Genomic DNA, 24,932 nt, shown 5'->3' with positions numbered 1-24,932 from the left:
ATGGAGGTATTTACATAGATGTTCTGGATTTATTTAATTCTAATTTTTATTTCAGGCGGAAGTGGAATTGGTTTTATGATTCAAAATAAGTATACAGAAGCAATAATAGCTTTTGTTATTTGTATACTATTGTTTGGGCTACTGTATTATTATCTTAAAAGAAACAAAAGAAAGAGAAAAGCAGATTGTGACGATTTAGACTGTACGGATTGTTTTGATTGTGATTGTACTTGTTAAATTTTTCTTCCAAATAAAAAGCTAGTGTATTATTAAAAATACACTAGCTTTTTTGCTTTGAAATTTTAAGAAAAGTGTAGGAATACGGCTATTATATAGAGAACTTTAGTTTTGTATATAAAAGGAGGCGGAAAAATAATCTGTTTTGAACCACATTGGATTTCTAATATGGCTTCTTATTTACTAGATGGGGAGAAACAATCGGAATTTATTCAGCTAGGTGTTTTGCAGAAATTATTTGAAAGTGATACGCAAAGAAATGGTAAAGATGGCAATATAGGCATGAAAATACCGATATATTTAAGTGAATTAGGTGTGAAAAATATTGAATGTAGAGTAAGCGATAAAGTGAACTTTTTAGATTCAAATATGCATCACAATGATAAAAACGATTTGTATCAATCATTAAAAGAAGAGGGGATTGCAGGTGATCCGGGTGATAAGCAACAATTTGTAGAACGTTTAATAGCCAGAGGATTAACATATGATAATGCGCTAGCTCAATATGAAGCTGAACTACGATTTTTTAAAATATTTCATGTGTATTCTTCTTTTGTATACGCTCCCAATATGAAAATTACATTTGGTGACATAGTTTGTTAAAAGGTATGATGTATAAGGCTTGTCGTTTAATGTCGATAAGTCGATATTCGACATATAATCGCTGATATATGTTAAGAATCGGTCGATATAATTTGAAAATCGCCGATATAATTTTATGTACTAATTTCAGCTTCTACAAGATTAAAACCGCATGTTACGTTATTCCATATAATTAAACAAAATACGGAGAAAAACAATCATTTTTACTATATTTTGTTATAAATTTGAATAATATTAATTAATAACATCTATTATAAGAGATTTTAGTTGAATACATACTATATGGTGTGTAAAATCTAAGCAAGTAGCAGTTTAAATATAAATTCGAGGTGAATGCATGCTAGATTTTAAGCAGTTAGAAACTTGTTTAAAAGACAAGAGATTTGTAGATGGATTACAGGAAATAAATAATGAAATTGCATATATAAAAGAAACGAATACTTTATCCTATGTGAAGAATTGGCTTGCCAATATTCCTTCGCATAAGGAGTTCGATATATTGATTCGCCTTACTGATGAAGGGCTTATGCACCAATACAGTTCATTCCTCATTCGTTACGCTTATAAAAAATTCCCAAATATGAGAACGCTCTCTTTATATTGTGATGAGTTAATTGATGAGCGGAAAATTCTTGAAGCGGAGCAGTTGTTAAAATCTTCTTTAGAAGAGTTAAGTAAAGAAGAAATAGATGCAGATTTTTTAGCGAAAACATATTTTACGTTAGTACGATGTCTTTTAGAAATGAAACGAAACGAAGAAGCGTTAATGTATATGCAAAAAGCAGAGGAGTACAGTGCGCGCGCAGTGTTTGATAAATGGGGCTACGTTTATATGCATACAGGTGAATGGGAGAAAGCGGAAGAACAATTTATTGCTGGCATGCAGCATGAAGATTGTGAAGAGTTATCTACCTATTTATTATCACAATTGTATGCGAATAAAGGAGAACAAAAACGCGCGATACAGTTAATCGATGATGCGATTGTAAAATTCCCACAAGTACCATATTTTCATTTTGAGAAGATAAAGTATTTATTAGATTTAGAGCAATATGAAGAGATGTTAGCGGTAATAGATAATATAAATACTCAGCTGCCATATCATGCCTATAATACTTACTTTGTACATTTACGTGCAGAAGCGCTGTACAAAATGAATAAATTTGCAGATTTACAAAAACTATTAAAAGAAGAAAAGAGTTTAAAAGAATCTTTATATCATAATTTAGAAAAAAATCCGGATGGAAAAAAGGTTCACTTGCCGATAGTTCCTATTGTACAAAAGGATAATTATTGTGTTCCGACAAGTTTAGAGATGACGTTGCGTATATGGGGAGAGAAACGTACACAAGATGAAATAGCAGAGTTTATTTTTGATATGACAGGTTCGAAGTTTTCAGATACTGTTTCTTATTTAGAAGAATTAGGTTATGAATATCGTTATTTTAAAGGGAATGAAGAGAATTATAAGAGACTGATTGACGAAGGAATTCCTGTTTTATTAAGTATAGATATTGAGCATGCTTCACACGTACAAGTTCTATCTGGATATGATGATACATTGCAAGCTTTCTATGTTCAAGATCCAAACTTTATAGAGCCAGTTCTTGTGGAATATAGTAAAGTACAAGAAAAATATCGTTATACAGGCTGTTTAGCAATCACGTTTGTTCCGAAAGAAAAGAAGGAGCAACTAGAGTTTCTAAGTGAAGAAGAAAATCGTTATTTTAAATCTATTTTTTCTCTTACTGATCATTTAGATGAACATGACAAAGAGGGAATTAGTAACCTAGTACAATTTTTAAAAGAAACGAGTGATAATCCAAATACGTGGTTATATACGATAAAGCACTTAGATGTTGAAGTAGATAAAGAATTTATTTTATATTGTATCGATAAGTTAATGGAAAAGTTTCCGAACTCGGACTTTGTTAAATTGCATGGTGCACAGTGTTTTATTCGTCTTCAGGAAGTAGAGAAAGCGGAGCAAATGCTGACAAGCGTTGAGAAGAAAAATAATCGTGCTTTATATCATTTAATAAACGGAAGATATGCGTTTGAACAGGAAAGTTATCTAGAAGCGATTTCAAGCTTTCGTTTATCGTTACAATTAGACGCAGATCAGCCTATTGCTTGGAGTTTTCTAGCTTTATCCTATATGTATATTGATCAATCTGAAAAAGCATTGCAATACTCTCAAGTTGCGTTAGAGCGTAGTCCTGAAAGGTTCACTTTAACAAATCACGGTTTAATATTAATAGATTTAGAAAGATATGAAGAAGCATATGAAATCTTTAATGACTTGTTAAAAGAGTACAAATATGAAGCGCATGTATGGTATGAACGAGCGAGATGTGCACATCAACTAGGGAAATTATATTTAGCAATAAAAGGGCTTAAAGTAGCGATTCATTTGGATAGTAATGCACCTTACATTTATACGAAACTTTCGGAAATATACGAATCTGATTTGAAGGATGAGGAAAGTGCGAAAGAAATTTTATTAAACGGTATTGAGAATTGTGATGATAAAGCACCTCTTTACGTAAAATTAGGTGATTATCATTTTCAAAATGATAGCTTGGAAGAAGCAGAAGTATTGTATAAGCGTGCTTTAGAAGAAAATGATGAGGATGTTTATTCTCACTTCGGACTTACACAAGTTTATATGGCAAGAGAACAATATAAGGAAGCAAAAGAATATATTCTTGGTCTTGAGAAGCAAATTGAAAAGAGTCAAGATTTCCTCATGAATGCAGGAATGGTTTTATGGGATGCTGAAATTGAACTTGGTGGAAATGAAGAAGGGTTTAAAGTAGCACTATCTAAGTTAGAAAATGGTATAAAGAAAAGTGATTATAATGTAGCAAGTGCGTTAGATGAATATGTGAATCGAATTAAAGGAACGGAATTTGTACAACGAGGTATAGCATTTTTAAGAACGTTACACAAAGAAAGAAATGAAGTAAGTGAGTACGGTTGTTATGCAGGTATTTTATATGAATCTATTGGACAGTACGGCCAAGCGATGAAAAGATATAATAAGGCGATAGAACAAATGGAAACGGCATTACCGTATTACCGAATTGGTGAAACACTTATGGCATTAGGGCAATTGACGGAAGCAAAACAAGCGTATGAAACATGTTTAGAGCTTGATGGGAATTTCGTAGGTGTACATTTACAGCTTGCGGAAATATACGAAAAAGAAGAAAACCGTTCTAAAGAACAAAGTCATATGGTTCAGGCGATGAAAGAAGAGCCATTGCATATTAATATGGAATATTTAGCACAGCTTTCAGTAGATATGAATCTTCAGGAAGAATTGCTGATTGAACTAGAGCAATTAGCAGACGAAGTACCTGAAATATGGCGTTTAGATGCGATTGCATATGTGTACGGAGCGATGAATGAAATAGATAAAGAACAAGCACAGATTGAATACGCGCTACAATTAGATGGTGAGCATATAGAAGTTCTATATCATTATGCAAAAGTATTAGTGAAAAAAAGAAATGTAAAAGCAATTGAAGTTGCAATGAAAGTAATACAAAAAGATTTTGATAATGAACGTATATTTGATGTTTATGTAAAAGCAGTAGAGCAACATAAAAAATTGTCTAACATACGAGATTTTCTTCATACGTTAAAGGTGAAAAAAGCAGAAAGAAGTACAGCATTCATGTATGCTGCAGCTGCGGTTACGGAAATATGGATTGAACGCCAGCTGCATGAACAGCCGAAACGATCTATCATTACGAGAGCTTTTTATCGTATGAAAAATCGTGCGAAAGAAATTTCAATGGTTACTATGATAATTGATTTATATGAAATCTCTTTAAAGTTAAATCCGAAAAATAGTATGGCAGCACAGCGATTTGCGCTATTTTATGAGAATGTAGAGATGAATAAAGAAGCAATAGAGATTCTGCACACGTCACTAGAAAATAAATGGGATTATGAAGTAGCGAAGCAACTTGTAAATCTTTTCGTTGAGTGCGAGGAAGAAGATATGTTAAGAGATGCTTTGGAATTAACGAAGCAAATGGTTCGAGAACTACCAGATGATTATGATACTCTTCTTCTGCAAGCACAAGTATTCTTTAAAGCAGGGGAAGAAAGAAAAGCAGAAAAGATTATCTTACAATTAACAGAGCAAACACCGTTTGTAAGTAGAGCATTTCTTGCTTTAGGAGAAATATATCAAAGTCAAGAAAGGTTTGAAGAGGCAATTCAAGTATTAGAAAATGCTTCTATACATCATCCAAATGAAACAGTAATTCTTCTTTCTTTAGCGTCTTCATATCATGGTGCCGGCCAAACACTAAAGGCAGAAAAAATAACAAATAAAGTATTAACAATGGATGCAAGTGATTTGTTAGCAAGATATGATCGTGCTTGTTATTTAGCACAGTTAAATAGAAATGAAGAGGCGAAGGAAGAGCTTGAAATTGTCCTTCGTGAGGATGACTCGGGATTCTTTGTTGAACTTATTGAGGATGATGAAAATTTAGCAGCATTGCGAGAATTTGAAAAGTAATTGTATAAGAATAGGGGATAAGGATAAGAATATATTTTGAATTAGTTGACAATTAGTTGCTAAATGGCATAAAATAACTTTTAACAAAGTATACAAATCTGAAGACGAGAAAGAGTAAAATAGTGAACTGTTCTCCAGAGAGCCGGTATATTGCTGAAAGCCGGTGGGCAGAAGTTATTTGAAAATCATCTCCGAGGAGCCGAGGCTGAAAGTGAGTAAGCCCGGACGGATGTCTACCGTTACAAAGAACACGTATGATAGTACGTTGCTAAGCGCTATTAGTGAAAAAGCTAATAGAATTAGGGTGGTAACGCGGGTAAACCCGTCCCTACTTCATAGGGGCGGGTTTTTTGTGTGCTTTTAAAACATTCAAAGGAGTGATTGTAGATGAAGAAAGTAGATGTAAAAGAGTCAGCTGTAGGGAGAGAAACACGTATTCGTAAGCAGTGGAACGAACAAAGCATTTTTGAACAATCAATTCAGAATCGAGAAGGCGCGCAATCGTTTGTGTTTTATGAAGGACCACCAACGGCGAACGGTTTACCACACGTCGGCCATGCACTTGGTCGGGCAATTAAAGATTTAGTAGCAAGATATAAAACGATGGCTGGTTATAAAGTAGTAAGAAAAGCAGGATGGGATACACACGGTTTACCTGTAGAACTAGGTGTTGAGAAGCAACTTGGTATTTCTGGTAAACATGAGATCGAAGAATATGGCATTGAACCATTTATTCAAAAGTGTAAAGAGAGTGTTTTCACATATGAAAAGCAGTGGCGTGAATTCACTGAAAGCATCGGTTATTGGGTAGATATGGATGATCCATATGTAACTTTAAGGAATCCATATATCGAAAGTGTATGGCATATTTTGGGGACAATCCATGAAAAGGGATTGTTATATAAAGGACATAGAGTTTCACCATACTGCCCAAGCTGCCAAACCTCATTGAGCTCACATGAGGTTGCACAAGGGTATAAAACAGTAAAAGATTTAAGTGCAACTGTGAAGTTTAAAGTGAAAGATAGTGAAAATGAGTATTTTTTAGGTTGGACCACAACACCTTGGACACTTCCAGCAAACGTTGCGCTTGCTGTCCATCCAAATATGGAATACGTTAAAGCAAAACAAGAAAGTCATGTATACATTGTTGCGAAAGAACGTGTACAAGAAGTATTAAAAGAGAACTATGAAGTATTATCTGTTCATAAAGGCGAAGAATTATTAAACACATCTTATACAGCGCCATTTCCGATGAAAGAAGTTACAAATGGTTACCGCGTTATTGCAGCAGATTTTGTAACGGGAGATAGTGGTACAGGACTTGTTCATATTGCTCCAGCATATGGAGAGGACGATTATAGAGTTGTTCAAAGTGAAGGATTGTCATTTTTGCACGTTGTAGATGAAAAAGGTGAGTATACAGAAGCAGTACCATTTTTGAAAGGGAAATTTGTAAAAGATTGTGACGTGGATATCGTTCGTTATTTAGCGAAGGAAGGTTTACTGTATCATAAAGAAAAATATGAACATAGCTATCCGCATTGCTGGCGTTGTGATTCACCACTACTTTATTATGCAGGAGAAAGTTGGTTAATCCGAACAACTGCAATTAAAGATACATTTTTACAAAATAATGATTCTGTTACTTGGTATCCGGATCATATGAAACATGGACGTTTTGGTAAGTTTTTAGAAAATATGGTGGATTGGAATATTAGCCGAAATAGATATTGGGGAACACCATTAAACGTGTGGGAATGTGAAAGTTGCAATCATCAGTTCGCACCGAAGAGCATTGCCGAATTAAGAAAGTATAGTACGAAAGAAACACCAGAAGATTTGGAATTGCATAAGCCGTATGTAGATGAAGTACAAGTGTGCTGCGGGAAATGCGGAGGCACAATGAATCGTACACCAGAAGTGATTGATGTTTGGTTTGATAGTGGTTCTATGCCATTTGCACAATATCATTACCCATTTGAAAATAAAGAGTTATTTGAAGAGCAGTTTCCAGCGGATGTTATTGCAGAAGGAATTGATCAAACACGCGGCTGGTTTTATAGTTTATTAGCAGTATCAGCACTATATACAGGAAAAGTACCGTATAAACGAGTGTTATCACTAGGGCATGTTTTAGATGAAGAAGGGCAGAAAATGTCTAAAAGCAAAGGAAATGCACTAGATCCAGTTGATTTAGTAGATAAATTTGGTGCAGATGCGCTAAGATGGGCTTTACTTGTTGATAGTGCCCCGTGGAATGCGAAGCGTTTTTCTGAAAGAACAGTACTGGAAGCGAAATCTAAATTTGTAGATACATTAGTCAATGTGTATAGCTTCTACGTTTTATATGCAAATTTAGATGAGTATAATCCGAAAGAAACGTATGATGTAAAGCTTACGAAATTAGACGAATGGGTATTATCAAGATTGCATAGTACAACGAAAAAAGTGAGAACTGCACTTGATGATTATCAATTTACGAATGCAGCTCGTGAAATTGCAGCACTTGTAGATGAAGTGAGTAACTGGTATGTAAGACGCTCACGTAATCGTTTCTGGGAATCTGGTATGAACGCTGAGAAAGCAGCTGCGTATGAGACACTTCATGAAGTGCTTGTAACAATTAGTAAATTAATTGCACCATTTACACCGTTTGTCGCGGAAGACATTCATCTAAATTTAGAAGGAAGCAGCGTTCATTTAGCTGATTATCCAGTTGTAAATGAATCACTACTTCAACCGAAATTAGAAGCGGAAATGGATGCTGTTTTACAAGTTGTTGAACTTGGAAGAAGTAACCGTAATCAGCATTCTTTAAAAGTAAAACAGCCGCTAGCAGAACTTGTATTACTTGAGCATAACGAGAATGATATGGATTGGGAATCTTATCGTGATATCGTTATGGATGAGTTAAATGTAAAAGCATTCCATGTTGAACTCGATGAAACAAAATACACATCATATCAATTGAAGCTTAATTTTAAAACAGCGGGGCCGAAATTCGGTAAAAATGTGAATGCAGTGAATGGTTGGCTAAAACAATTATCACAAGAAGAAGTACAAAACTTTGTATCAACAGGAAGAGCAGTTTACGAAGCAACACCAGGAGAAGAAGTAGTCGTAACTGCTGAAGATGTGTTAGTTGAGAAAGTTGCAAAATCAGGATTCTCTAATACGACTAACGGACAATATACAGTTATGTTAGATACGAATGTAACGGAAGAATTGTTGCAAGAAGGAGTAGCGCGTGAATTCATTCGTGCGGTTCAAGAATATCGTAAACAGTTGAATTTACCAGTTAATTTACGAGTCGATGTTATTCTTGATACAGAAGTAGAGCTACAGCGAACGTTAACGAACCATAAAGATTTATTGGAAGAAAACTTACTCGTTAAACAATTTACATTTGGTCACTTAACGAACGAAGACGATGAACTTTCTTTAGGTGAAACGAAAGTTCGAATTAAATTAAGCGCGGCTCATTAAAGGAAAAGGAAGTTGGAATAATTCCAACTTCCTTTTTGTATGATGGAAATTTATCCGGCTAATTTCCTCATAATCCATTCGATAGGACCTCTAGAAAATTTCTTTCTCCATAACACACTAATTAAAATGCTGAAAATGAAAAATGCAGTAGCAAATAATAAAACGAATAGTAGTGATTGATTTTCCATTCTATTTAATAGAATTAATGTCCCAATACCGATAAATACATGACTGACATAATGAGTTAATGTTAATTGTCCTGTTTGCACAATGGAAGTGACAAACCAATTATTTCTATATTTTTCAGCGATATAGAGGCAAATGATTAATATAGCAATAGAGGATCCTGTAGCAGATAAAATATATAATACATTTGGTAAGATGGGTCCTGTATTAAATAAAAATGTGGCGGTCTCTCTGCCGATGTATGGAATAAAAAAGTGTGTAAGTCCTTTTGATAAAAGTTCTGTCAATATTGTGATTGTAATACCGAGTAAGAGTAATCTTTTTTTTATTTTTTTATTATGAAGATCTAACCTGCCAATTAACATACCGATTAAGAAGAACGAGAACCAAGGGAAAATAGGGTGATAGCCATTAAAGAATAAGTTGCGAAGAAAACCCTTTATTGTCCAGAAGTCTACATAATTTATAAATGGAGTTGGACCTACCCAACCCTCGAAAGTATTGAAAGTAAGCTGAAGAGATTGTGCGAACAATAAAATAATGATAGAAAGAAAAAGTAATAGTTTTTTGCGTACTGTCATGAGTAATGCAGCAACGAAAAGGTAAACACCATAGTAGTGTAATATATCCCCAGTCCACTCCATTACATATAGTAGTAATCCTAAAATAAATAAGAAAAGTGATCGTTTCCATATGGTCTTTCGGCTATTAGAAATTTTTATTTGTTCATTGCTAGCAACGGCTGACCTAGTCATTAAAGTTATACCGATGCCAGCAAGTATAACAAACAAAGCAGAGGCTCTACCTTCAAATAGTGACATGAAGGTTATTAAAAAAGGGGGACCATTTCCTTCTGCACCTGTTATCACCATGAAATTAACAAGTAGCATACCAAACATCGCCCAAGCTCTAGCAAAATCTAAGCCGATAATGCGTTTTTTTGTATTGACTTCAACCCCTTCTTTCAAAAATGTTATTTACAGCTTCAATCCAAATTTGTTTATAATCTATCTTTGCATCAATCATCATAAAATTTCCGATATTATCAAGCACTAATGCTAACATATGAGCTTTTGAAACTAGATTTTTATTTTCAATTAATTGAAGTTCATTTGCTTTTATAAGGAGTACTTCAAATCCATGTAAGTATTCTGTTTGCACAGTTAGTAATCGATCTTTGTACATCTTGTTTCTTGAAGATAGTAATACATATTCTTGTAACACTCGGTTAAAATAAGGGTCGTTTCGCTGTTCATCAATTATTTTAAGGCCAATTGCAATACATTTTTCAATAAAATTTGATTTTGTAAACTCTTCTGTATGGAAATAAGAAGAGAACTGCATAGCTTTACATAATTCAGTAAAAATACATTCAATTAAAGCATCTTTAGACTTAAAGTAGTAATATATAGATGGTTTTGCGATACCAACCTCCTCACCAATCATCGTATAAGTTGTTTTAACAATACCGTACGTAGCAAAAAGGCGATAACTTGCTTCCATTATTGAAGAGAGTGTTTCTTCACTTTTACTCATATAGATCCTCCTAAAAAAAGGTTATTTAAATCGTATCACTTACAAGTGATTTTTTCAACCTACCGTTAGGTAAAAAATAGTCTATTTTTTTAAACAGTAATATGAAAAGCTTTAGGGATAAGGAATGGATTTAGAAATTTCTTTCTAAAGTATTGTGTTCACTTTACACATAAATATTGAGAAAATTTCACTTACCCTAAATGGAAAGGTAATAGAAGTGTTCATAGAGAATTACTCGTAGATTCAATTTTTATCCATCCGTTTTGCGGGGAATGATTGCCTAGTGGTAATGGGATAAGGTTGAGCTACTTTATTAGGGGGAGTGGTTCTATGTTTAATAAAAAAATGGTGGCAATGGCAATGACCGTGCCGTTAGTAATGGGGACGATTTCTACGGTTTCGGCATTGGAAAAACAACAGCAAGTAAAGTTAGAAGCTTATTCGCCACAGAAAAAAGCAACTGAATATTTAAAAGAAAATGCTGCGCAGTATGGATTGAAAACAGATCTTTCAGACTTGCAATATATTTCTACAACAGAAACATCAGTAGCTTCATATGTTAGGTTCCAACAAGTTGTTAATGGTGCACCTGTATTTTCAAAACAAATAACAGTTACGCTTAACGGAGAGGGAAAGGGAGTACTCGCTGTTTCTGATTATCAGCCTGTTACAGGTGTGAAGGAAGTAACGACAAAAATTAGTGAAAAAGATGCAATACAAAAATCAATGGCGTATGTTGGAGAAGCAAGTGAGCAAAATTTATGGGCTCCTACAGATAAAGAGTTCGGATATATTGTTGAAGAAGGAATTGCTCGTCCAGTATATAAAGTTGTAGTCCATTCTAATAATCCATTTGGTGCATGGGAAACATTTATTGATGCAGAAAATGGAAAGTTAATTAAAAAGGTTGATATAAACCGAAAAGCTGAAGGGTCAGGAAAAGTATTTTTACCTAACCCAGTCGTATCTAGCGGTAGTAAAGTAGGCTTAAAAGATAATAACGATGCAGATTCAACAGCTCTAACGAACCAACTGAAAACTGTTACGTTAAAAGGTTTAGATGGAACAGGATTTTTAATTGGAGAATATGTAACGATTTCTTCAAAAGCGAAAACAAAATCTACGAATTTACAATTTAACTATACACGCGCAAATGATAGCTTTGAAGATGTTATGTCGTACTATCATATCGACACATTGCAACGTTACATTCAAAGTCTAGGTTTTAAAAATATTAATAACCGTTCGATAAAAGTGAATGTTAATGGTACAACTGATGATAACTCATTCTATTCTCCATCAACAAAAGCTTTAACTTTCGGTACTGGCGGTGTTGATGATGCAGAAGATGCTGGTATTATCGCACATGAGTATGGGCATTCGATTCAAGATAACCAAGTTCCTGGCTTTGGTAGTTCAGCAGAAGGTGGAGCGATGGGAGAAGGATTTGGCGACTTCTTAGGTGCTACATATGAAGATGCAGTATCGACTACTGGATATGGTAAAGCATGTGTTGGAGAATGGGATGCGACAGCTTATTCTAGTTCAGATCCAACATGCTTACGCCGATTAGATACGAATAAAGTATATCCGAAAGATATAACGAATGAAGTGCATGATGATGGTGAAATTTGGGCTCAAGGCCAATACGAAATGGCACAAGCTTTTGGCCGTGATGTAGCAACAAAAATCATTTTACAATCACACTGGTCATTAACACCAAACTCTAAATTCAGTGATGGAGCGAAAGCGATTAAGCAAGCGGATGCTCTTTTATATGGCGGACAACATGCTGCTGATATCGATCGCATTTGGGCAGCGAGAGGCATTAGTACGAATTAATATAAAAAGTCGTGGCATTTATAAGCCACGACTTTTTAATTTGCTTAAGAACTGGTACTAGTAAATAAAGCTATATCAATGATAGTGTGAATATATCCGTATCCCATTTACTTTTTAGCTTCTTTAAAAACAAAATGCTCTTTAAATTTTCTAGATTCAACTTTTTGACCATTTCGCATCGATCGGAATGGGTGTTCTTGCCATGTAATAATAACATCAACTTCATCTGCTTTTGTAGCAACGGGTAAATTAGCGTGTTCAAATCCAGTTTTTCCACTTGCCAAACGACTTTCCTTTAGGGAAAAGAGTTCATATTTCGTTTTCTTATTTGGTTCGTTGCGGAATACTTCGACGTTTACATTATATACTTCACTATTCCCGACATTCTTTACTGAAAAATGATATGTTTGAAATTCATCTTTTTTAGCTTGAAGCATATTCTTGTTTGTTTTTTTCGGTTTATCAATATTCACTTGCCATTGATCAGAGTTTTGAGAGATTGGTAAAGATTTTGGTGAATAGGCATACGTTTCGTTTACTACAATTAAGCAAAACAAAAGGAGAAAGAAACTAATTGCTTTTTGCATATACACACCTCGCTTTAAAATTTTTATTAATATGCGTAAATGAATTAGTTTTTATGTAAAAATTGGAAAATATTAAAGGTGTAATTTTGGATGTAATACATAAGAATATGTATTACAAAATTAACTTTTCACACTTTAGAAGAAGTTAGGAGTTATAAAACCAGAATGTTTCAAAAAAAGCTTGCGTTTTATAAGATAAGGAGTTAGAATACTCTGTAAATATAAAAAGTGATGATCAGGAAAAGTACATGGTGCAAAGGTCTACAGAGAGCAGCCAGTTGCTGGAAAGGTTGCGATACCGCATGATGGAAAGACACCTGTGAGTGTTGCTTTGAACGTGATTATTAGTAAAAGCAAACGGTACCTACCGTTATCAGGGCTAAGATGGTCAGTATGACAATTTGGGTGGTACCGCGGAAAAAAATCCGTCCCTATTTATAGGGGCGGATTTTTGTATTCTTTGAAAGGGGGTGAGTGACCGTGGATGATGACGATGACAACAATAACGTAAATAAATATAAAATTACTGGAGGGAAAAATAATGGATTCAATAATGAAGCGTTCACTCACAAAAGAATGTAAAAAGCAAAGTGGAAAGGTTGTATTACTTCAAGGATGGGTAAAAAAGATTCGACATCTTGGAAATGTTAGTTTTTTATTATTACGGGACAGAACAGGAGTAATTCAATGTGTATTAGAAAATGAATTGGCTGGATATAAAGTTGATGTAGAAAGTGTCGTCCACGTAATTGGTGAAATAGTCGAGACATCGAAAACAGAATTGGGTGTTGAAGTACTTGCTCATGAAGTGAAAGTAATAAACAGTGCAGAGCCACTTCCATTTGAAATAAATAAAAAGAAGTTACAAGTTGGCTTAGATCAACTACTTAATGAGCGAGTAATATCATTAAGGCATGAGCGAACCGCAGCGATTTTTAAAGTGAAATCTACACTCGTTCAAAGCTTTAGTGAATTTCTTATAGAGAACGATTTCACACGGATCTTTACGCCGAAAATTGTTTCGCAAGGGGCAGAAGGAGGAGCAAATGTTTTTAAGCTTCCATACTTCCAAAAAGAAGCTTATTTAGCACAATCACCACAGTTCTATAAGCAAATGATGGTGGCAGGTGGGTTAGAACGAGTTTTTGAAATTGCACCTGTATATAGAGCGGAACATCATAATTCTTCCCGTCATTTGAATGAATATATATCGTTAGACGTAGAGCTTGGTTTTATTCATGATTTTTATGAAGTGATGCAACTAGAAACGGATGTTTTACGATATATGTTTCAACAAGTAGCGAAAAAATGTGAAATAGAACTACAACTATTACAAATAGAAGTACCTGTTATTACTGAAATACCTAAAATTACATTGTTAGAAGCACAAGAAATTTTGAAAAGTAAGTATCGTAAAGAATCTCCTGTAGGGGATTTAGATACAGAAGGTGAAAAGTTACTAGGGAAATATGTGAAGGAAATATATAATAGTGAATTTGTTTTCATTACGCATTATCCGAAAAAAGCGAGACCGATGTATACGATGCCGAATAAAGAGAATCCAGCTATTACTGATTCATTCGACTTATTATATAAAGGATTAGAAATAACGTCAGGGGCACAGCGAATTCATAATTATGAAATGTTACTCGCTTCGTTTAAAGAAAAAGGATTACACCCAGATAAATTTCAATCTTATTTAAATACATTTCGATATGGTTGTCCACCACATGGAGGTTTCGGAATTGGGTTAGAAAGGGTTGTATATAAACTTTTAGAATTAACAAATGTACGAGAGGCGAGTGCTTTTCCGAGAGATTGTACTCGTCTCATACCGTAAAAAGAATCTTCGCGATTATCGCGAAGATTCTTTTTTTATAGTTCGTTTGAAAAGGTGAAAATATAGACTCTTTCTTTTTCTAATAAGCTTAGTAAAAGTCAGTTGAAATATGAACCATTTCGACAAAAAAATCAATATACCCTTGACAGTTACAAATATAACAGATATACTTCATATTAATTTCAAAAGAAAATATATTCTAAATATTAAAATGTGTTGAATAGGAGTAGTAAGGTCATGTATTTGTACAGAGAGCTATGGGTTGGTGTGACATAGTCAAATAACATCCTGAACTCGCCTAGGAGCAGTAAGGTGGAACGGAATTACATTCTTAGTAAATCTTAACGGTTAACCTTCGATATTAGGTTTGTAATCAAACGATTACTACTAAGGTGGATTCATAATGGAATCAATAAGGGTGGTACCGCGTTAAGTAAATGGCTTAGCGTCTCTTTATATAGAGATGCTAGGCCATTTTTTTATTATATGGAAGAAGAAATGGAGGGTTTATTTGAATAGGTTTATAAAATTTATTTATTTATATAAAAAGATTTAATTAGGAGGAAAATGAGATGAAACAGACGGAGCAATGGACTTCGAAATTAGGTTTTATAATGGCGGCAGCCGGATCAGCAATTGGACTTGGTGCGATATGGAAGTTCCCTTATATCGCTGGGAAGAGTGGGGGAGGAGCGTTCTTTTTAATATTTATATTATTTACTGTTTTAATTGGACTACCGCTACTTATAGCTGAATTTATGATTGGACGCAGTACGCAGAAACAAGCAGTTGGAGCATTTAAAAGCATCGCACCAAATACGGGATGGCATTGGATTGGACGCCTTGGTGTTGGAACTTGTTTTATACTACTTTCGTTTTATAGTGTTGTAGGTGGATGGGTATTAATTTATTTATTCAGAGGAATAACTGGACAACTGATTACTCCAGGACAAAATTACGGTACATTATTTACTGAAACAATTGGGAATCCTGTTTGGGCTATTATGGGACATTTCGCTTTTATGTTCATTACGATATGGGTTGTATCAAAGGGTGTACAAAACGGAATTGAAAAAGCAAGTAAATATATGTTGCCAGCATTGTTCGTTTTATTTGTCGCTCTTATTATTCGTTCGTTAACACTTGATGATGCAATGAAAGGTGTGAAGTTTTTCTTACAACCAGATTTCTCAAAGATTACTTCGGAAAGTATTTTGTTCGCAATGGGGCAATCATTCTTTGCAATTAGTATCGGGATTTCAATTATGGTTACGTATAGTTCCTATTTAAATAAAAAAGAAAGTTTACCAAAATCAGCAATAACAATTGTTGGATTAAATTTATTTGTTTCATTATTTGCAGGTCTTGCTATTTTTCCAGCCGTATTTTCATTAGGAATGGAGCCAACAGAAGGACCTGGATTACTATTTATCGTATTACCATCTGTATTTAGTCAAATCCCATTCGGTGGATTTTTCTTAACAGTATTTCTTGCACTATTTACATTTGCGACATTAACATCAGCATTTTCTCTACTAGAAACTGTTGTTTCAGCATTAGCAAATGGTGAACAAGAAAAGAGAACGAAATTATCATGGATGATCGGTTTCGGCATTTTCTTGGTAGGTATACCATCAGCGTTATCATTTGGAGTATGGAGTGATATTACGATTTTCGGAAAGAATATTTTTGATGCAGTAGACTTTTTATCTAGTAATATATTAATGCCACTTGGAGCACTATTTATTAGTATTTTCGTTTCATTCAAAATGGAGAAGAAGGTACTAGAAGCAGAGTTTTTTGTAGGTGGAAATTATGGAAAGAAAGTATTTACTTGTTGGGCATTTTTACTTCGATTTGTAGCACCACTTGCAATAATTATCGTCTTCTTAAATGTAATAGGAATTATTTAATATTAAATGTTATAATATTCAGTAAAAAAAGGGGGTGGTGATTATAAAGGAAAATTTGATAGAAGCAGGGAAATACATGAATATTAGAGGGAAAAAGCTATACGTTGAAACACATGGAAATCCTAAAAATAAGCCAGTCTTATACTTGCATGGTGGACCAGGAGAAAGTTGTTATGATTTTTCATTTCATCAAGCGGAACGTTTAAAAGATTCTCTATATGTAATTATAATAGATCAAAGAGGTGTTTGTCGCTCAGAAGAAATAACTGAAGACGAAGCTTTTGGATTAAATGATTTGATTGAAGACTGTGAGGAATTAAAAAAAGTATTACAAATTGAGAAGTGGTCTATAATTGGACACTCTTTCGGTGGATATGTAGCATTGCTTTATGCGTCGATATATCCAAGTTCAATAGAGAAAATAATATTTGAAGGACCAACTTTTAATTTTGCATTAACAAGTAGGGCTTTGTTACAAAAGACAGGACATTTATTAAAAAAGTATGGAAAAGAAGAAATAGCAAAAGAATGCTTTGCTTATTCATCTAGCGATGCTAGTTCAGAAGAGTTGTTAGAAGCTTATATAAGACTAAGCGCTGAATTAGAAGAAAAAAGAATGGAGATTTACAATAATAAGGAAAATAGGACAGATGAGAGTTTATACAGTGATGAAGAGTGGGAAATATTTTCAAATCGCTCCAAAATTCACTTTGATAGATTAAAATTAGAGGGAGCATGTCATACATCATTATTATCAAAAATAAAAGATGTACAAAATCTAATGTTATTAATAGTAGGAAAATATGATGTAGTAACGTGTGAAGAACAAATTAAAACATTTAATAAAGATGCCCGAAACGGCAAGTATATCGTATTTGAAGAGAGCGGTCATTCACCTCATTATGAGGAAGCAGATAGATTTGCAGAAACAGTCATACATTTTTTGAAATGAAGAAAAGGGTGCTTCTATAAATGAGAGGCACCCTTTCTAAATTTCTGGATATGTGATTGTGATGTTAGGCCACTTACTTTGCCAATTCTTTTTTATAACTCTGTTTTTGTACATATGTAATCGTTCTTTCGATTCAAGAAAATGAGCTGTTGGTTTCACTTGTAAGGAAAGGACATCTTCAATACCACATGGGGCTGTTAAGATAACGTTGTTTAGTTCATCAAGTGTAACTCCTAAAGCCGTTGCTGTTTCAGGGAATTTAGAAATAGCATTAACAGAAGAAGAATATGGTGGCATATTATTCACTACATGCATACGAGCTTGATTTTTTACAGACCAAGGGATAGTAGCATCAATATTCATTAATTTCGTTTCTAATGATTGTTCGTATATCTCATCTTGATGTAGACTATCATAATAAATCACATCAACATCAGGCATAGCCGTTTTAGCTTCATAGTCATGTAAAGTATCCCAAATTTTAGAACGAACAAATCCGGCACAAATCCACCAATCAGGTAGCTCTAGTGATTTTGCCATTTGTAATACATTCATCATCCATTCGTCGTTTTCTATTAAGCGAATTATATCTTTCTCTGTTTTGATCTTCATTGATAAATTCACCTTTCTAGTAAATTAATGCATCAGTTCAATAATCCATAAAATCCAGTAAGCACCTGGTACAAATAGCAGTTGTGCTAATAATGTGCCGAGAAGTCTAGAAATCATTAGCCAACCATACATTTTACTCATAGATTCAGCACCGCTTTCTGATTGTAGAGCACGTTCTGTTAAAAGAGCAATGCGTGGATCGAGTAATACAGTTAATAAAATAGTGGCGAAACCATTTACAAGGCCAGAAGCTGTACTTGCATTTGTTGCATAATCTGGATTTAAAAAAGAAGCGTAAAGGGCTGAAAGTACCCCTGCTGTATAAATAGCAGTAGCAAACATGTTAATAAGCATAATACGCTTTGGAATACCACCGATACGCAGTCTATGAATCATTTCTAACTTTGGAAAACGGACATATTTTTTTGTGTACTTTAATTTTTGAATGTTATTCGTTTTCATCATTCGAATGAAAGAACCGTCTGTTTCAAAGTTTTGAATGACATATCCAAATAATTTTGTCAAAGTTGGATAAAGAATGATCGCGATTAAAGTACCGATAGAAGCCGATAATAGTACGAGTCGTATAATATGCTCTAAATTAATAGAAGAATCTAGTTTTGCTTCATCGACAATACCACCGATTAAAAAGGCTTGTAGTAAGTTTGATGTTCTTGAAATAAGTAACACCATTCCTACAACAGACAAGGCAACCGCAATCTTCTTTAAACGTACTCCAGCTAATCGAATACTATAAGAGCTTGTTTCAACTGCGTGGATCACAATTGTGAAAGCCATTATAAAAATTAACGTAATTGACATTTGTTTCACCAGTTTCTATTAAAATAATTGTAACTTTTTTACTGTATCATATCTATCGTATTTTGTAACTGAAAGTATGTGACATAGGGAAATTGATTTTTCGAAAAAATAGATAATAATAGTATAATAGGGAGAAGTGGAAGAGATGTTAGCACTTATTTATACAGCAAATTAAGTGGAGGAATGAAGCATGTATAAAACATTTCTATTTGATTTAGATGGAACTTTAACTGATCCGAAAGAAGGGATTGTAAACTCGGTTTTATATGCATTAAAAAAAGTAGGAATTGAAGAAGTACATATAAGTGAGTTAGATTCATTTATAGGTCCTCCTATTCAGCAATCATTCATAGAGAGATATAATATGAGTGAAGGAGAGGTTGAACGTGCTGTTTTTTACTTCCGTGAGTATTTAAAGCAGCGTGGATTGTTTGAAAATAATGTATAAGAGGGGATTCTGAAGCTCTTGCAACAATTAAAAAGTTCAGGGAATCGCATATTCGTAGCAACTTCAAAGCCCACTGTATTTGCGAAACAAGTTATAGAGCATTTTCAATTAACGAATTATTTCGAAGACATCATTGGAAGTAATTTAGATGGTACGAGAATAAAAAAAGAAGAAATAATTGCTCATATTTTACAAACACATGAAGAACTAAATAAAGAAGAAATGATAATGATTGGTGATAGAAAGCACGATATAATAGGTGCAAATCAGAATGGAATTGCTTCAATTGGTGTTTTATATGGCTATGGCTGTGAAAAAGAACTGACTGAAGTTAGTGCGACCTACATAGTGAAAGATGTTGAAGAACTGTATCATTTTTGTATAGAGAAAAATTTAATACAGCAGTAAATATAGATTCTAGCAATCCCTTTATAACGTATGACGATGAATTCGTTTCTGTTTAAAGGGATTTTTCATATGTAATCGAATAATTATAATTAGACATTTTTAGCATAAAAATTTGTATGAATAAGAGGAGGGATGTCAGAATTAAAAGGTTAGTAGAAATTTATCAATAAAATTTAGAATATTCTGTTTAATGGAGGGGTAAAATTGGAGTTAGTTATTATATTATTAGCACTAAGTTTACTTATGTTCGTAGCATACAGAGGTTTTTCTGTTATTTTATTCGCGCCGATATTTGCATTATTTGCAGTATTTTTGACAGAACCTAGTTATGTATTACCTTTCTTTTCTAATATCTTTATGGAGAAAATGGTTGGATTTATAAAATTATATTTTCCTGTGTTTTTATTAGGAGCAATATTTGGAAAAGTAGTGGAAATGTCAGGAATTGCAGATTCTATCGCAAAAACAATTATTGAGTTAGTTGGTGAAAAACGTACTATATTAGCGATTGTATTAATGGGGGCTATTTTAACGTATAGTGGTGTTAGTGTGTATGTAGTAGTGTTTGCTGTTTATCCGTTCGCAGCTAAGTTGTTTCGACAAGCTAATATTCCAAAGCGTTTAATCCCTGGAACGATTGTTCTTGGAGCAGTAACGTTTACAATGGATGCGCTACCTGGATCACCACAAATTCAAAATGTAATACCTACAACATTTTTTAAAACGGATATTTATGCTGCACCGATACTTGGGATTGTAGGAGCAATTTTTGTTCTTACATTAGGTTTACTATATTTAGAGAGTAGACGTAAGAAGGCAAAAGCAGCAGGTGAAGGATATTTTGGTTTTAATGATGGAAATACTGAAATGGCAGCATCTTTGCAAGTAGAACAAAAAAATATGCCATTAATTAATAACATTGAAATCACAAGAGCGCAACAACTTATTGCATTTATACCACTTATTTTAGTAGGTGTAATGAATAAAGTGTTTACTATTATGATACCGAAGTGGTATCCAAGCGGTTTTGATTTTTCTGCAATTGGTATGAAAGCATTTGGAAAAGTAGAATTAAGTGCAGTAGTAGGAATTTGGTCTGTAGAATTGGCACTTATTATAGGGATCTTAACAACGTTATTATTATATTGGAAGCGAGTAGTAACAGGTTTCCAAGCTGGATTGAATACAAGTATTGGTGGAGCGCTACTTGCAACGATGAATACAGGAGCTGAGTTTGGATTCGGTGGTGTCATTGCAGCACTTCCAGGCTTCGCAATTATGAGAGATGGCATCTCTGCTACTTTCACAAATCCGTTAGTGAATGGTGCAGTAACGACGAATATTTTAGCTGGAATTACAGGCTCGGCATCAGGAGGAATGGGAATAGTATTAAGCGCAATGGGAGATAAATTTATTGCAGCGGCCAATCAATTTGATATTCCATTAGAAGTTATGCACCGTATCGTATCAATGGCATCAGGAGGAATGGATACACTACCACATAACGGGGCTATTATTACTATTCTTACAGTAACGGGATTAACACATAAACAGTCATATAAAGATATATTTGCTATTACTATTTTGAAAACGGTTGCTGTATTTTTAGTTATCGCATTCTATACTTTAACAGGACTCTATTAAAAAATTTGAATCGTAAAGATTCATCAAATCGATAATTTATATTATAAAATATTAATTAGGATAAGAAGGGGTGGGGGACTTGCAAGAGGTTTCTGAGTTTCGTATGCCAAAGTCGGTATTATATGGAAGGAATTCGCTTGAAAAACTGGGAGAACAATCAAAAAAGTTAGGGAAAAGAGCTTTTATAGTTACTGATACAATTATGGAGAAATTAGGATATGTTGAAAAGTGTATGCAACAACTAAATAAGAAAGGTATTATTGTTAGTACATATAATAAAGTGGATGCTGAGCCTACAAATATACACGTATTAGAAGCGTTATCTCTTTGTAAAGAGGAAAAGTGCGATTTTATTATCGGTATTGGTGGTGGAAGTTGTATTGATGCTGCGAAAGCGGTAGCGGTTTTATATACAAATGGTGGAGAAGTTGAGGATTATGTCCAAAAGGATATTGAAATAGAAAACAATCCACTACCACTTATTGCAATTCCAACAACTTCTGGTACTGGTTCGGAAGTTACAAGTGTAGCAGTAATTACGAATAAAAAAACAGATGTAAAAATGATGATGAAGCATCCTAGTTTTATACCGAAAGTAGCAATTATAGATCCAGTTTTGACAAGTTCGTTACCACCACAAATTACGGCAGCAACAGGAATAGATGCGTTATGTCATGCGATTGAAGCTTATATTTCTAAATTTTCACAACCACTTACAGATGTACTTGCTCTTTCAGCTATTGAAAGTATTATGAAATATTTACGTATAGCATATGAAGATGGACATAATATGGAGGCAAGAGAAGCGATGATGATTGCTTCCTTACAAGCTGGAATTGCATTTTCGAATGCATCAGTTACATTAGTTCATGGAATGTCAAGGCCAGTGGGAGCATTATTTCATGTACCGCATGGAATATCAAATGCCATACTATTACCTACAGTGTTAGAGTTTACAAAAACAAGTGCAGTGAAAAGGTTAGCAAAAATTGGACGTAACTTAAATAAGGATTTGTATTCGAATTCTGATGAGGAAGTAGCAGACTACACGATTGGGGAAATAAAAAAGCTTTGCTATGATCTTCGTATTCCAAATTTAAAAGAATACGGTATCGATGAAATTGAATTTGAAAATGCTATCTCTAAAATGGCATCAGATGCAATTGAAAGTGGTAGCCCAGCTAATAACCCACGTGTTCCATCATATGATGAAATCAAAGAGTTGTATCGAGAGTGTTTTAATTATAAGTATAAAGAATTTATAAAAATATCAGATTATTAATTTCAGAATATTCTATAAAAATTTCCTTGGAAATGAAAGTACAATTATTCTATATTATTACGTTAAAACAAGACTTTATATCCCAAACTTAAAGTCTTGTTTTATTGTGTATAATATACATAATAAAACGTTGTTATTAGTTTTATAAAAAAGTTTAGGTAGGTGTTTATATGAAAACGATAGGTCTTATAGGTGGTATGAGTTGGGAATCAACTTCTGAATATTATCGAATTATTAATGAAGAAATAAAAGAGAGATTAGGAGGGCTACATTCAGCAAAATGTTTGATTAATAGTGTGGATTTTGAAGAGATTGAACGATGTCAGTCTAGCGGAGATTGGGATGGTGCTGGAGAAATTCTAGGGAATGCGGCATATTCATTACAAAAGGGAGGAGCAGACTTTATAATCATTTGTACAAATACAATGCATAAGGTAGTTGGAAAAATAAAGGCCAAAATTGATATTCCAGTCTTACATATTGCTGATGCAACTGCAAAAGAAATTAAAAGAAAAGACATTCAAAAGGTTGGTCTGCTTGGAACTAAATATACAATGGAGCAAGATTTCTATAAGTCACGTATAGAAGAAAATAATATAAAAGTAATAGTACCATCAGAAAAAAATAGAAAAGAAATAAATAAAGTAATATATACAGAATTATGTTTAGGAAAAATAGTATCTCAATCTAGAGAATATTATAAAAGAGTCATCGAAGAGTTAGTGCAAAAAGGAGCACAGGGAATCATATTAGGTTGTACAGAAATAGGGTTATTAATAAAGCAAGAAAACGTATCTGTCCCGATATTTGATACAACTCATATACATGCAATTGAAGCAGTCAAGGTAGCTCTAGATAGAGTATAATTATATTATGTAAACTTTATTCGTATATCTGGAAAACATTCAGAAAATATTTTATAATGTAAGTGGTTACATTTAAGGGGGAATGCGTATGTTTTCAGTTCAACCAATCGCATTTGTACATAATGAAAGAAAGGAAATAAAAGATGATGAGTGGGGAGAAGTAAGATCTCGTATAACTTTAACTGAAATGTATGCAGAAGAGAGTATACAAGGGGTTGAAGATTTTTCTCATATTGAAGTTGTTTTTTATTTTCATAAAGTAACTGACGAGCAAATTCAGTATTTTGCTAGACATCCTAGAAATAATAAGGATTATCCTGAAGTAGGTATTTTTGCACAGCGCGGGAAAAATCGCCCAAATCGCATAGGTGTAACAATTGTAAAGATGATCAAAAGAGAAGGTAAATCAATTATTGTTGAGGGATTAGATGCTATTGATGGCACTCCTATATTGGATATAAAACCAATAATGAAAGAGTTTATGCCGACAGAAGAAATACACCAGCCTAAATGGGCAACGGATATAATGAGACAGTATTGGAAGGGGAATGGAGTAAAATGAGAATATATGAGGCAACAATTGCAGATTTAGATGGACTAGCATCAGTTTTTAATAACTATCGCATGTTTTATAGGCAAGATTCTGATTTAGAAGGGGCAAAAGTATTTTTACGAAATAGAATTGAGAAAAAAGAGTCTGTTATTTTCGTAGCAGTTGAAGACGGCGAATATATTGGGTTCACGCAACTATATCCATCATTTTCTTCTATTTCAATGAAAGAATTATGGATTTTAAATGATTTATTTGTACAAGCGGCGAAGCGTGGAGCCGGAACAGGTAAAAAATTATTAGAAGCTGCTAAAGAATACGCATTAGAAAATGGAGCAAAAGGTGTAAAGCTGCAAACGGAGATTGATAATTTATCAGCACAACGATTATACGCTGAAAATGGTTATTTGAGAGATAATCGTTATTTCCATTACGAATTAACGTTTTAAAAAATTAAGTTGAAAGAGACATTTTCAAGAAAAAGAATTTCTTTGTAATGAGAAATTCTTTTTTATTTTTGCCTAAATTAAAAAACATGACGAAAATAAAACGATATTTATTTATTGTTAAACAAT

Annotated in this window: 17 protein-coding genes, 2 pseudogenes and 3 other annotated features; of the genes and pseudogenes, 14 read left to right on the top strand and 5 right to left on the bottom strand. The window is 33.7% G+C overall.

Annotated elements, in window-relative coordinates; translation table 11 throughout:
- Nucleotides 1–18: 18 nt before the first annotated feature.
- From B9A45_RS19035 to ileS, 4 genes and pseudogenes are all read left to right on the top strand, one after another.
- Nucleotides 19–237, top strand: a complete 219-nt coding sequence (locus B9A45_RS19035) for a hypothetical protein (protein WP_000498601.1) — start codon at nt 19–21, stop codon at nt 235–237.
- Between the two features lie 117 nt (nt 238–354).
- Nucleotides 355–840, top strand: a pseudogene (locus B9A45_RS19030) (class I SAM-dependent methyltransferase); the annotation flags it as partial.
- Nucleotides 841–1,177: 337 nt separating this feature from the next.
- Nucleotides 1,178–5,380, top strand: a complete 4,203-nt coding sequence (locus B9A45_RS19025; RefSeq protein WP_084064539.1) for a bacteriocin-processing peptidase family protein — start codon at nt 1,178–1,180, stop codon at nt 5,378–5,380.
- Between the two features lie 92 nt (nt 5,381–5,472).
- Nucleotides 5,473–5,713, top strand: a binding site (T-box leader).
- Nucleotides 5,714–5,767: 54 nt separating this feature from the next.
- On the top strand, nt 5,768–8,869 hold the full coding sequence (ileS, locus tag B9A45_RS19020; RefSeq protein ID WP_053512299.1) for an isoleucine--tRNA ligase: 3,102 nt from the start codon (nt 5,768–5,770) through the stop codon (nt 8,867–8,869).
- A gap of 50 nt (nt 8,870–8,919) precedes the next feature.
- Here ileS and B9A45_RS19010 read toward each other — a convergent pair whose 3' ends face one another.
- Both B9A45_RS19010 and B9A45_RS19005 read right to left on the bottom strand, forming a co-directional pair.
- Complete coding sequence (locus B9A45_RS19010; protein ID WP_074628745.1) at nt 8,920–10,023, bottom strand: DUF418 domain-containing protein; 1,104 nt, start codon at nt 10,021–10,023, stop codon at nt 8,920–8,922.
- Nucleotides 10,007–10,591 carry a TetR/AcrR family transcriptional regulator gene (locus B9A45_RS19005; protein WP_000045222.1) on the bottom strand — a complete coding sequence of 195 codons (585 nt, stop codon included), beginning with the start codon at nt 10,589–10,591 and terminating at the stop codon, nt 10,007–10,009. Before B9A45_RS19005 ends, B9A45_RS19010 begins: the two co-directional genes overlap by 17 nt.
- A 330-nt stretch (nt 10,592–10,921) precedes the next feature.
- On the opposite strand from B9A45_RS19005, the gene B9A45_RS19000 reads away from it, so the two are divergent.
- Nucleotides 10,922–12,433 carry a M36 family metallopeptidase gene (locus B9A45_RS19000; protein WP_000482274.1) on the top strand — a complete coding sequence of 504 codons (1,512 nt, stop codon included), beginning with the start codon at nt 10,922–10,924 and terminating at the stop codon, nt 12,431–12,433.
- A gap of 107 nt (nt 12,434–12,540) precedes the next feature.
- Here the strand turns inward: B9A45_RS19000 and B9A45_RS18995 are convergent, their stop codons facing one another.
- Nucleotides 12,541–13,020: a hypothetical protein gene (locus B9A45_RS18995; protein WP_001167912.1), complete on the bottom strand. Its 480-nt coding sequence runs from the start codon at nt 13,018–13,020 to the stop codon at nt 12,541–12,543.
- Nucleotides 13,021–13,242: 222 nt separating this feature from the next.
- Nucleotides 13,243–13,456 (top strand) — a binding site (T-box leader).
- 105 nt (nt 13,457–13,561) lie between these two features.
- Between B9A45_RS18995 and aspS the strand changes: the two genes are divergently transcribed.
- From aspS to B9A45_RS18980, 3 genes are all read left to right on the top strand, one after another.
- Nucleotides 13,562–14,860: an aspartate--tRNA(Asn) ligase gene (gene aspS / locus B9A45_RS18990; protein ID WP_000377332.1), complete on the top strand. Its 1,299-nt coding sequence runs from the start codon at nt 13,562–13,564 to the stop codon at nt 14,858–14,860.
- 207 nt (nt 14,861–15,067) lie between these two features.
- Nucleotides 15,068–15,316 (top strand) — a binding site (T-box leader).
- 116 nt (nt 15,317–15,432) lie between these two features.
- Complete coding sequence (locus tag B9A45_RS18985; RefSeq protein WP_084064535.1) at nt 15,433–16,773, top strand: sodium-dependent transporter; 1,341 nt, start codon at nt 15,433–15,435, stop codon at nt 16,771–16,773.
- Nucleotides 16,774–16,849: 76 nt separating this feature from the next.
- Nucleotides 16,850–17,725 (top strand): alpha/beta fold hydrolase, encoded by an 876-nt coding sequence (locus tag B9A45_RS18980; protein ID WP_084065606.1) that lies wholly within the window; start codon nt 16,850–16,852, stop codon nt 17,723–17,725.
- Between the two features lie 36 nt (nt 17,726–17,761).
- Here the strand turns inward: B9A45_RS18980 and B9A45_RS18975 are convergent, their stop codons facing one another.
- Together B9A45_RS18975 and B9A45_RS18970 are read right to left on the bottom strand one after the other, a co-directional pair.
- Nucleotides 17,762–18,337, bottom strand: a complete 576-nt coding sequence (locus tag B9A45_RS18975; RefSeq protein WP_000695357.1) for a nucleotidyltransferase family protein — start codon at nt 18,335–18,337, stop codon at nt 17,762–17,764.
- 24 nt (nt 18,338–18,361) lie between these two features.
- Nucleotides 18,362–19,159: a lipid II flippase Amj family protein gene (locus B9A45_RS18970; RefSeq protein WP_000028915.1), complete on the bottom strand. Its 798-nt coding sequence runs from the start codon at nt 19,157–19,159 to the stop codon at nt 18,362–18,364.
- A 190-nt stretch (nt 19,160–19,349) separates the two neighbouring features.
- Between B9A45_RS18970 and B9A45_RS18965 the strand changes: the two are divergent.
- The 6 genes and pseudogenes from B9A45_RS18965 to B9A45_RS18940 all read left to right on the top strand — a co-directional run bounded on the left by B9A45_RS18965 (nt 19,350) and on the right by B9A45_RS18940 (nt 24,806).
- Nucleotides 19,350–20,015, top strand: a pseudogene (locus tag B9A45_RS18965) (HAD family hydrolase).
- Nucleotides 20,016–20,219: 204 nt separating this feature from the next.
- Nucleotides 20,220–21,659, top strand: coding sequence for a GntP family permease (locus B9A45_RS18960; protein WP_000424327.1), 1,440 nt, complete (start codon nt 20,220–20,222; stop codon nt 21,657–21,659).
- 79 nt (nt 21,660–21,738) lie between these two features.
- Nucleotides 21,739–22,941, top strand: coding sequence for an iron-containing alcohol dehydrogenase (locus B9A45_RS18955; RefSeq protein WP_001158668.1), 1,203 nt, complete (start codon nt 21,739–21,741; stop codon nt 22,939–22,941).
- A gap of 170 nt (nt 22,942–23,111) precedes the next feature.
- Nucleotides 23,112–23,807 carry an aspartate/glutamate racemase family protein gene (locus B9A45_RS18950; RefSeq protein ID WP_000848571.1) on the top strand — a complete coding sequence of 232 codons (696 nt, stop codon included), beginning with the start codon at nt 23,112–23,114 and terminating at the stop codon, nt 23,805–23,807.
- Between the two features lie 88 nt (nt 23,808–23,895).
- Nucleotides 23,896–24,369: an SAM-dependent methyltransferase gene (locus B9A45_RS18945; RefSeq protein WP_000493254.1), complete on the top strand. Its 474-nt coding sequence runs from the start codon at nt 23,896–23,898 to the stop codon at nt 24,367–24,369.
- Entirely contained in the window at nt 24,366–24,806 is a 441-nt protein-coding gene (locus tag B9A45_RS18940; RefSeq protein WP_001223866.1) for a GNAT family N-acetyltransferase, read from the top strand. Before B9A45_RS18945 ends, B9A45_RS18940 begins: the two co-directional genes overlap by 4 nt.
- Nucleotides 24,807–24,932: the final 126 nt, after the last annotated feature.

The sequence above is a fragment of the Bacillus sp. JKS001846 genome (assembly GCF_900176455.1).
In the GTDB taxonomy this organism is placed as follows: domain Bacteria; phylum Bacillota; class Bacilli; order Bacillales; family Bacillaceae_G; genus Bacillus_A; species Bacillus_A cereus.
The sequence above is the reverse complement of the archived record's forward strand: the minus strand, read 5'-3'. Positions and strand labels throughout refer to the sequence as shown.